The sequence below is a fragment of the uncultured Nostoc sp. genome, assembly GCF_937863485.1.
Classification (GTDB): domain Bacteria; phylum Cyanobacteriota; class Cyanobacteriia; order Cyanobacteriales; family Nostocaceae; genus Nostoc.
Genome location: NZ_CALMFY010000013.1, coordinates 1 through 2,046 on the forward strand (window position 1 = coordinate 1; position 2,046 = coordinate 2,046).

A 2,046-nucleotide genomic window follows, 5' to 3' on the forward strand; every position below is an offset into this window, starting at 1 on the left:
ATCCCCTTCAGCGGCCCCACCTTCCCCTTTCCCCCACAATGCCAAGAAGTCTACTGCTTTCTTCAACCCATAATGGCAAAACTCATTCTAATTCGTCACGGTCAAAGTACTTGGAATGCAGCTAACCGATTTAGCGGCTGGGTTGATGTCCCCCTAAGTCATCTAGGTCGCCTTGAGGCGATTGCGGCGGCAAAAAAAATTAGAAATTATCGAATTGACGTGTGTTTCACTAGCCTACTGGTTCGTGCCATTGAGACAAGTGCTATTTGTCTAACTGAATGCGAAAAAACTTGCGCTGGTAAAAGCCCTGTATTCAAACATAACGCCTCAGATCACGATTGGCATGGTTGGGATAACTATGAAGGAGATAAAAGTCAGAAAATTCCTATTTTTATGTGTGCAAAACTTGATGAGCGCTATTACGGTAATTTACAGGGATTAAACAAAGCTCAAACCACAGAAAAGTTCGGTGAAGACATGCTACATGAATGGCGGCGTTCATTTGTCAAACGACCACCAGGAGGAGAAAGTCTTGAAGACACTGCCAAAAGGACGATTCCATTTTTTCAAAATCGAATCTTTCCCCATATAAAAGATGGAGATAACGTCCTGGTTTCTGCCCACGGCAATTCTCTACGATCGATCATCATGTATATAGATAACCTTAGTATTGAAGAAATACCCAACCTCGAACTTGCGACTAGTGTTCCGATTGTTTATGAGATTAATCAGCAAGGAAAAGTAACAAGTTCTGTAATCATCTAGCTGATCAAAAATTGAGATTCCAGTACTATATTTGTGAAAGGTAAAAGTTTAATATTTTGTGGGTTTCATCAGGAAAATTGTTGCTCAAATTGAAAAAATAAGATTTATTAAGTTCTGGAGTTTCTCAATTATAAAGCCTAATTTATAAAATATATTTAAGAGTCCTAAGCGTTGTCAAATCCTCAAAAGGGAGCAACGCGAAAAAGTGAGATCGGGGTTTAGTTCTCAATTATACCTCTATATTCTCAACAAAACTTGGTTTTTTAGTTGCGATCGCATCCCGAAACAAGCTATATACGTCCCAGGTTGCAGCACCTCACAAAATCGCGTTGCTCCCTCCTCAAAACTGGTTTGAGTTTTGTGACTGGCTTAACCATGACATCAGTGTTATCTTTTTTAATTACTAAATCCACAAAAAAAAGCACGAGTAATTGTTGTGCAACGACTAAATGAGTTTGAACTTGAGGGCAAAGGTATTCACATCTTGATATTTAATTTTAAATGGAGTTCCACAGCTTGATTACAGAACTCAAAATTCTTCTGCCCATTTTAGTGGCGATGACATTGGGACATTAACTACTGTTTAACACCAGCCGTCTCTGACAAATGGGTTACAGCAATCATTTACGCTGTATAATAAGGCACGAATTATCAAGGCATAAATTTCGGCTTTATCCCAAACGATAGTGGGGTAGGTGTACTACTTAATTAGCTGTCGCAAATAATCTTCCACAGATCGGAATGCTTCAGGACTTTTATCTAAACTTGGATTACTTCTTAAAAATACTTTTTTCTCTTGATTGTTTAAACATACTGAAATAGAATAAGGATAATACCTTTGATTAGTCGCTGCACCATACTCTGCTGCTAAATTCATAAACTCACTTGATTGAATCAGTTTTTTAAATTGCTCCAACTGATAGTTAGTAAGTTTTTTGTTTTTTATATGAGTTGTGACTTGACTGGGTGTTGCAGATATGGGATTTTTGTATGATTCGATTCTTTCACTCCAAATTAGTGACAACTTTTCAACTGTAATTGAAACAGTAGGTGCCGAATATTTGACTACAAAATCTACGGTTTGGTTATCGCACTCAGTCTCAGGTAAACTTTTGCTAATCATTAAAACAGTGGGAATAGAATCAAAACTTTGCACAACTAATGTCTGTGCCATATAACAGAACTGAAAAATGATTGCTAGGGGAAATAAGAAGAATTTCATATCGATATACAGCAGATTGCAGGTAACTGAGGTACAGTGATATCAGTACATTAACGGGT

At 37.6% G+C, this 2,046-nt stretch carries 2 protein-coding genes; one reads left to right on the forward strand and one right to left on the reverse strand.

The features are described from left to right. On the forward strand, nt 1-765 hold a 765-nt coding region (locus Q0541_RS01585; protein WP_298904586.1), incomplete at its 5' end, for a 2,3-bisphosphoglycerate-dependent phosphoglycerate mutase. Nucleotides 766-1,465: 700 nt separating this feature from the next. Here Q0541_RS01585 and Q0541_RS01590 read toward each other — a convergent pair. Further along, complete coding sequence (locus Q0541_RS01590; protein WP_298904589.1) at nt 1,466-1,939, reverse strand: hypothetical protein; 474 nt, start codon at nt 1,937-1,939, stop codon at nt 1,466-1,468. Between the last annotated feature and the right edge of the window lie 107 nt (nt 1,940-2,046).